Annotated in this window: 6 protein-coding genes; 2 read left to right on the forward strand and 4 right to left on the reverse strand. The window is 63.4% G+C overall.

Annotation, left to right across the window (positions count from 1 at the left end; translation table 11 throughout):
- Positions 1 to 230: 230 nt before the first annotated feature.
- The 4 genes from BFQ01_RS24280 to BFQ01_RS24295 all read right to left on the reverse strand — a co-directional run bounded on the left by BFQ01_RS24280 (position 231) and on the right by BFQ01_RS24295 (position 5,659).
- Positions 231 to 992 (reverse strand): enoyl-CoA hydratase/isomerase family protein, encoded by a 762-nt coding sequence (locus BFQ01_RS24280; protein WP_065927217.1) that lies wholly within the window; start codon positions 990 to 992, stop codon positions 231 to 233.
- Complete coding sequence (gene atuD, locus BFQ01_RS24285; protein WP_065927218.1) at positions 989 to 2,146, reverse strand: citronellyl-CoA dehydrogenase; 1,158 nt, start codon at positions 2,144 to 2,146, stop codon at positions 989 to 991. The genes BFQ01_RS24280 and atuD overlap by 4 nt, the downstream gene beginning before the upstream one ends.
- 16 nt (positions 2,147 to 2,162) lie before the next feature.
- Positions 2,163 to 3,779, reverse strand: coding sequence for an acyl-CoA carboxylase subunit beta (locus tag BFQ01_RS24290; protein WP_065927219.1), 1,617 nt, complete (start codon positions 3,777 to 3,779; stop codon positions 2,163 to 2,165).
- Positions 3,780 to 3,880: 101 nt separating this feature from the next.
- Positions 3,881 to 5,659: an acyclic terpene utilization AtuA family protein gene (locus BFQ01_RS24295; protein ID WP_065927220.1), complete on the reverse strand. Its 1,779-nt coding sequence runs from the start codon at positions 5,657 to 5,659 to the stop codon at positions 3,881 to 3,883.
- A 153-nt stretch (positions 5,660 to 5,812) separates the two neighbouring features.
- On the opposite strand from BFQ01_RS24295, the gene BFQ01_RS24300 reads away from it, so the two are divergent.
- Both BFQ01_RS24300 and BFQ01_RS24305 read left to right on the forward strand, forming a co-directional pair.
- On the forward strand, positions 5,813 to 6,436 hold the full coding sequence (locus tag BFQ01_RS24300; protein ID WP_065927221.1) for a TetR/AcrR family transcriptional regulator: 624 nt from the start codon (positions 5,813 to 5,815) through the stop codon (positions 6,434 to 6,436).
- A 93-nt stretch (positions 6,437 to 6,529) separates the two neighbouring features.
- The gene (locus BFQ01_RS24305) at positions 6,530 to 7,318 is read left to right on the forward strand and encodes a substrate-binding periplasmic protein (protein WP_065927222.1); all 789 of its coding nucleotides are present in this window, start codon (positions 6,530 to 6,532) and stop codon (positions 7,316 to 7,318) included.
- The last annotated feature ends 152 nt before the right edge of the window (positions 7,319 to 7,470 follow it).

Here is a 7,470-nt window from a genome sequence, read left to right on the forward strand (position 1 = left end):
ATACCGAGCCTAGGCGAGGTACCGAGTGGTGGGGCAAGAGCCCTTTGGTTACTTTGGGGCTTTTCCAAAGTGACCCGCCGTAAGGGCGGAACCCATAGCGGCCGTGACCGCAGCAACGGATATGTACGCGCTCAAAGCCAACGACATGGTCGGCCCGAAGGCCGCCACGGCAGCAAGCGCCCTCGCCACAGACCACAGAAAATTGTGTAGATACCCATGCTCAGCGGGCGTCACTTGCACCACCCAGGCTTTCTCTTCTGAACAAACGCCTGCGTCCCCTCAATCCCTTCCGCACTGGTCACCGCCTCGGCAAACCACTGCGCCGCCTGGTCCAGCAGCGGCCCCAAGGGCTGCTCCACGCTGGCCAGCAACAGCGCCTTGGTACGCGCGTTGGCGCCCGGCGCGCAGCGCAGCACCTGCCCCAGCACCTCATCCAGACGCTCCGCCAACGCCTGCGGGTCGGTCTCGGTGAAGTGCACCAGCCCCAGCCGTTGAGCTTCCAACCCATCGAACCGCGCCGCCGTCAGCGCCAGTCGCCGCGCCTGGGTCAGGCCGATACGCTTGGCCACAAACGGCGCAATCTGTGCCGGCAGCAACCCCAGGCTGGTCTCCGGCAAACCGAACTGCGCCTGGTGATCGGCAATCGCGATGTCACTCACGCAGGCCAGGCCAAACCCGCCGCCCAGCACCGCGCCTTGCAGCACCACGATGACCACTTGCGACACGGCTTCCACCGCTTGCAGCAACGTGCCGAAGGCCCGGTTCAGGGCCTGCAATTGATCGCCGGCGCTGACCAGGTCCTTCACATCGGCACCGGCGCAAAAATGCCCGCCTGCGCCGCTGATCACCACGGCGCGCACCTGGCTGTCCAACCCGGCCAGCACCGCGCGCAGTTCGTTGACCATTTCCAGGCTCATGGCATTGCGGCATTCGGGCCGGTTGAGGGTGATGTGCAACACGCCGTTGTGGGGTTCGAGCAGCAGGGTATTCATGGCTTTTTCCCCGGCAAAGTGCCCATCAACTTGCAGATGATGCCCAGCATGATTTCATCGGCACCGCCGCCAATCGACACCAGGCGCACATCGCGATAAGCGCGGGCCACCGGGTTGTCCCACATGAATCCCATGCCGCCCCAGTACTGCAGGCAACTGTCGCTGACTTCGCGGCCAAGGCGCCCGGCCTTGAGCTTGGCCATGGAGGCCAGGCGGGTCACGTCCTGGCCCTTGATGTACTGTTCGGTGGCCTGGTAGACCAGTGCGCGCAGGCATTCGATTTCGGTGGTCAGTTCGGCCAGGCGAAAGTGAATCACCTGGTTGTCGATCAGCGCCTTGCCGAAGGTCTGGCGTTCCTTGCAGTACTCGACGGTACTGTCGATGCAGTACTCCAGGCCCTTGATCATATTGGCCGCGCCAAACAGGCGTTCCTCCTGGAACTGCAGCATCTGCATCATGAAACCCGCGCCTTCATGGCCGATGCGATTGCGCTGGGGTACGCGCACGCCGTCGAAGAACACCTGGGCGGTCTCGGAGCTGTGCATGCCGAGTTTTTCCAGGGGCGGGCTGACGCTGATCCCTGGGGTGTTCATCGGCACCATGATCAGCGACTTGTTGATATGCGGCTTGTCGTCGGAGGTGTTGGCCAACAGGCAGATAAAGTCGGCGCTGGGCGAGTTGGTGATCCACATTTTGCTGCCGTTGATCACATAGTCGTCGCCGTCCTTGCGCGCATGGGTCTTGAGCCCGGCTACGTCGGAGCCGGCGCCGGTTTCCGAGACACCGATGCAACCGACCTGCTCGCCGCTGATGGCCGGGCGCAGGAATTCGTCGCGCAATTCATCGGAACCGAAGCGGGCGAGGGCGGGGGTGCACATATCGGTCTGCACGCCGATGGACATGGGTATGCCGCCGCAGCGGATGGTGCCGAACTCTTCGGCGGCGACGATCGAGTAGCTGTAGTCCAGGCCCATGCCGCCGAATTGCTCCGGTTTGGAAATCCCCAGCAAGCCGAGGTCGCCGGCCTTGCGGAAGATGTCGTGGATGGGGAAGTGCCCGGCCTTTTCCCATGCGTCCACATGGGGGTTGATCTCGCGGTCGACGAAGGCACGGACGGTGCGGCGCAGTTCATGGTGTTCCTGGGTGAAGATCATTGTTCTTGTTCTCCGGTTAGAAGCGCGCGATGCCGAAGCTGTTGGGCTGCAACTCGCGGACGTCGGCCTCGTGACAGATGTCCAGCAGAAAGCCGAGTAAGGTACGGGTATCCCGTGGGTCTATCAGCCCGTCATCCCACAGGTTCGCGCTGCCATAGAGGGCGGTGGACTGGCTGTCGAGTTTTTGCGCGGTGACCTGTTCGAGCATGTCCAGCACCTTGGGATCCGGCACCAGGCCGTCTTTCAACTGCTTGGCCTCGGTGACGATCCGCAGCACCTTGCCCGCCTGGGCACCGCCCATCACCGCCGTGCGGCTGTTGGGCCAGGCGAAGATAAACCGCGGGTCCAGGCCGCGACCGCACATTGCATAGTTGCCGGCGCCGTAGGAGCCACCGACCACCACCGTGAGTTTAGGCACCCGTGCGTTGGCCACCGCCTGGATCATCTTCGCGCCATGCTTGATCACCCCTTGCTGCTCCGCTTCGGTACCCACCATGAAGCCGGTGGTGTTGTGCAGGAACAGCAGCGGCGTGCGGCTCTGGTCACACAGCTGGATAAACTGCGCCGCCTTGCTCGCACCCTTGGGCGTGATCGGGCCGTTGTTGCCGATCACGCCGACCGCGCGGCCCTGGATGTGCAGATGGCCGCAGACGGTATGGGCGTCGAACGCTGCCTTGAACTCGAGGAACTGCGAACCGTCGGCCAGGCGCGCGAGGATTTCGCGCACGTCGTAGGGCTTTTTCGGGTCAGCGGGGATCAGCCCCAGCAGGTCGTCGATGGGGTACAGCGGCTCGGCGTAAGTGCGTTTGGGCGTCAACGGCAGGCGCTCATCCCAGGGCAACAGGCTGACGATTTCACGCACGATGCGCACGCCATCGGCGTCATTTTCCGCCAGGTATTCGGCAGTGCCGGCGATCTGTGCATGCATTTCGGCGCCGCCCAATTCTTCATCGGTGGCGACTTCACCGGTCGCCGCCTTGAGCAGCGGCGGGCCGGCAAGGAACAGCTTGGCCTTGCCGCGCACCACCACCACGTAATCCGACAGTCCTGGCTGGTACGCGCCCCCCGCCGTGGCCGAGCCGTGCACCACGGTGATCTGCGGCAAGCCCATGGCCGACATGCGCGCCTGGTTGGCAAAGCTGCGCGCGCCTTCGACGAAAATCTCCGCGGCATAGTTGAGGTTGGCGCCACCGCTTTCGGCGAGGGTCACCACCGGCAGTTTGTTGTCCATGGCGATCTGTTGCAGGCGCAGGGATTTTTTCAGGCCGGAGGGCGAAACGGTGCCGCCCTTGATCGCGCTGTTATTGGCCACCACCAGCATGCGCACGCCGCTGACGTAGCCGATGCCGGCGATCAGCCCACCGCCGGCGGCGCTGCCGTCCTTGTCATCATGCAGCTTGTAACCGGCCAGGCTCGCCAGTTCCAGGAACGGCGCGCCAGGGTCCAGCAGCAGGTTGAGGCGCTCGCGGGGCAGCAGTTGGCCACGTTTTTCGAACTTGGGCCTGGCCTCCTCGGCCTTGCTCAGCAGGGTCTGTTCCAACTGGCGCAGGTGTTGGATGCCTGCCAGCATGGCGGCGCGGTTCTGGGCGAACTGCGGGCTGTGGGGATCGATCAGGCTGTCAATCAGCGGCATGGTTTATTGCTCCGCCTTGTGTCGCGGCCGCTGACGATCACGGTGTGACCCAGGAACAGGCCGGCTTTGAAGATCGAGTCGAAGGCCACGGCAATGCTCCGTTACGTGAGTTGATCGGCGATGTGTTGCGGCACAGCGATGGGGATTTCCAACAGCTGCTGGGCGAAGGCCTTGCCCTGGGGGTCGATGCGCAGGCTGGCGATGCCGCCGTCGCCCAGGGCGTTTTCCAGCAGGAAATTGAGGCTGTGGCTGCCGGGCAAATACCAGCGTTCTACGCGGCCGTGCACGGGGTCGAGCACGTGGCCCATCCAGTCGACGAGCACCTCTGGCGTCAGCGCTTCGGCAATCCACGGCAGGTACTCGGGGGCGCGGGCGATAACCCCGATATTGCTGTGGTTGCCCTTGTCGCCGGAGCGCGCCACGGCGAGTTTCACCAGCGCCACGCTGGCGTCGGCGCGGCCTTGGGGCTGGGGTGGATCCATCGGCGCGGCAGGCAGGATCGGCGCGTCGGCGATGGGCAGCGTGCAGACGTGGCGTTGGCCCTGGAAGTCGACTACCACCTCGCAGGCGGCCTTATCGATCAGGAACGAGAACAAGCGGATCAGCGAGTACACCGTCGGCCGCCCGCCGACAATCCCGGCCAGCCCCGGCGCCATGCCCGTGGCCGCCTGGGCGATCTCGCGGGCGAACAGCACCAGCGCCGGCTTGCTCGGGTGGCGCACCGCCAGCTTGACCACCACCTCGCGGCAGTCGTGGCGCAGGGCGCGAGGGCCATACGTCGCTTCGCTGCCCAGCAGTTCGATATTTACGTCGGTGTAGGGCGCCCAGCCGCGCTGGCTGAACAGTTCCGAGGTCTTGTTGATGATCGCCTGGCTGACCCGCTCGGCCTTGGCCACCGCATCGATCCCGGCGATCAGGCAACTGGCGGTGCAGCGAAAGCCCTCCGGGTAAGTGGCGCTGACCTTGTACTGGTGCGTTGGCGGCAACCCCTTGGCGCCGTGCAGGCGTACGCAGTTTTTGCCTTGCTGCTGCAGCTTCACCTGGCTGAAATCGCAGATCACATCGGGCAGCAGATACGCGTGAGGGTCGCCGATTTCATACAGCAGTTGTTCGGCCACGCTCAGTTCGCTGATCAGGCCACCGCTGCCCTCGACTTTATTGACCGTGAACTGGCCATCGGCATTGACTTCGACGATGGGGAAGCCGATGTGCTCGTAGTCGGGCACGTCGCGCCAGTCGGTGAAGTTGCCACCGGTACACTGCGCGCCGCATTCGATGATATGCCCGGCCAGCGCGGCCTGGGCCAGGCGGTCATAGTCCTGCCACGACCAACCGAACTCATGCACCAGCGCCGCGCTGACCACCGCGCTGTCGACCACCCGGCCGGTGATGACGATATCCGCGCCCAGTTGCAGCGCCTGGGCAATGCCCGGTGCGCCGAGGTAGGCATTGGCCGATACGCACAGGGGCGGCAGCGGCGCGCCGTTGAACATGTCGGTGATGCCGTGCAGGTGCTTGAGCCGGGGGTGCAGGTCATCGCCCAGCAGCACGGCGATTTTCAACGGCACCTGGGCTTTATCGCAGGCAGCTTGCAGGGCGGCGGCGCAGGCCTGGGGGTGGATGCCGCCGGCATTGCTGATCACGCGGATGCCCTGGCGCTGGATCTCGGCCAGCAGCGGTGTGAGCACCTCGACGAAATCCGTGGCGTAGCCGGCCTGGGGATCTTTCATCCGTGCACCGGCGAGGATCGACATCGTGACTTCCGCCAGGTAGTCGAACACCAGGTAGTTCAGCTTGCCGCCGTGCACCAACTGCGCGGCGGCGCTGCAGGTGTCACCCCAGAAGGCGCTGGCGCAGCCGATACGAACCGTCTTGCTCATGAGAAATCCTTCCTCGAATGGCTGGTAACGAGACTACCAAGCAAGCGCTTGGTTTGTAAACTCCGGTCACAAGTTTTGCCCAAGCGCTTGCTTGGGTGACTGGCACGGCCTAAATTGCCGGCCAAGACGTCAGTAGAAGTAGAGGAGAGCAGCATGGATGAGCACAAAGCCCTGCGGGTGATGCGCACCATGGTCGACGGCGGCCAATTGACCGACCCCGACAGTGCCCGGGGCAAGTTGCTGCAAACCGCGGCGCACCTGTTTCGCAACAAGGGCTTTGAACGCACCACCGTGCGTGACCTGGCCAGTGCCGTGGGCATCCAGTCCGGCAGTATCTTTCATCACTTCAAGAGCAAGGACGAGATCCTGCGTGCGGTGATGGAGGAAACCATCCACTACAACACGGCCTTGATGCGTGCCTCGCTCGAGGAGGCGAGCACCGTACGCGAACGTGTGCTGGCGCTGATTCGCTGCGAATTGCAGTCGATCATGGGTGGCAGCGGCGAGGCCATGGCGGTGCTGGTGTATGAATGGCGTTCGCTCTCGGCCGACGCCCAGGCCCAGGTGCTGGCGCTGCGCGATGTGTATGAAGACATTTGGCTGCAGGTGTTGGGCGAGGCCAAGGCGGCGGGTTACATCAAGGGCGATGTGTTTATTGCGCGACGCTTCCTCACCGGGGCCTTGTCCTGGACCACCACCTGGTTTCGCGCCGAGGGCAACCTGACCCTGGAGCAATTGGCCGAAGAAGCCTTGTTGATGGTTTTGAAGGCCGATTGAGGCGCAAGCTATTAATTTGCCGGTGGAAAGTTGTCTAGCTGGACAAAAACGCCTAGCTTATCGACATCGATGTATTGAACGGTGTGTGCCTTGATGTTTTCGCCATGGCGGTTGGCTGCAGGACTTACTTTATGGGCACTCGGCACCGCAGCGTGGTTGCCGGCTTCGGCTGCGCAACTGGTGCGCATCGGCGCGGCGCATTTTCCGCCCTACACCGTGCGCCCGGAGCAAGGCGCCGACACCGGTCTGTTGCCGCAACTGGTGGAGGCCCTGAACGCCTCGCAAACCGACTACCAGTTTGTGCTGGTACCCACCTCCATCCCTCGGCGTTTTCGTGATTTCGAACAAGGCCGTATCGACATGGCCATCTTCGAAAATCCCGATTGGGGCTGGCAGAAGGTTGCCCACACCAGCATCGACATGGGCCTGGAAGACGCGGAAATCTTCGTCGCCCAGCGTGAGCCCGGTCGAGGCCAGGACTATTTCGCCGACCTTGCCGGGAAACGCCTGGCGGTGTTCAGCGGCTATCACTACGCCTTTGCCAACTTCAACCCCGACCCCAAGTACTTGGCCGAGCACTTCAACGCCACCTTGACCTATTCCCATGACAGCAACCTGCTGATGGTTGCGCGCGGGCGTGCGGACATCGCCTTGGTAACCCGTTCGTACCTGAGTGACTTCATGGTGCGCAATGCGGATATGGCCGGGCAGTTCCTGGTCTCGGAGCGCATCGACCAGGTCTATCACCACTACGCGTTGCTGCGGCCCAAGGCGCCGATCACGGGCGAGGCGTTTTCGGGGTTGCTCAAGCGACTGCGCGATAGCGGCGAGATGCTGAAGATTTTCGAGCCGTATCGTATTGATGTGATGCCTGTGCCCTGATCTTGGCTCGGATGAGTGCGGCTGTGGTTCGGGTTTTGGTTGTGGTGAGCGGGGCTTGCCCTAATGCCAGTCAGTTAAGGCTTTTTGTAGGAGCGAGCTTGCTCGCGAAAAACTCACAGGCGCCGCGCTCATTCAGGAAGCACGCGTTATCG

This window comes from Pseudomonas sp. 8 R 14, assembly GCF_900005955.1.
Classification (GTDB): Bacteria; Pseudomonadota; Gammaproteobacteria; order Pseudomonadales; family Pseudomonadaceae; genus Aquipseudomonas; species Aquipseudomonas marginalis.

What these genes read in the sequence shown, in the direction of transcription:
- BFQ01_RS24280 (WP_065927217.1), bottom strand. Translation starts at nt 992, where the DNA reads ATGAATACCCTGCTGCTCGAACCCCACAACGGCGTGTTGCACATCACC.
- atuD (WP_065927218.1), bottom strand. Translation starts at nt 2,146, where the DNA reads ATGATCTTCACCCAGGAACACCATGAACTGCGCCGCACCGTCCGTGCC.
- BFQ01_RS24290 (WP_065927219.1), bottom strand. Translation starts at nt 3,779, where the DNA reads ATGCCGCTGATTGACAGCCTGATCGATCCCCACAGCCCGCAGTTCGCC.
- BFQ01_RS24295 (WP_065927220.1), bottom strand. Translation starts at nt 5,659, where the DNA reads ATGAGCAAGACGGTTCGTATCGGCTGCGCCAGCGCCTTCTGGGGTGAC.
- BFQ01_RS24300 (WP_065927221.1), top strand. Translation starts at nt 5,813, where the DNA reads ATGGATGAGCACAAAGCCCTGCGGGTGATGCGCACCATGGTCGACGGC.
- BFQ01_RS24305 (WP_065927222.1), top strand. Translation starts at nt 6,530, where the DNA reads ATGTTTTCGCCATGGCGGTTGGCTGCAGGACTTACTTTATGGGCACTC.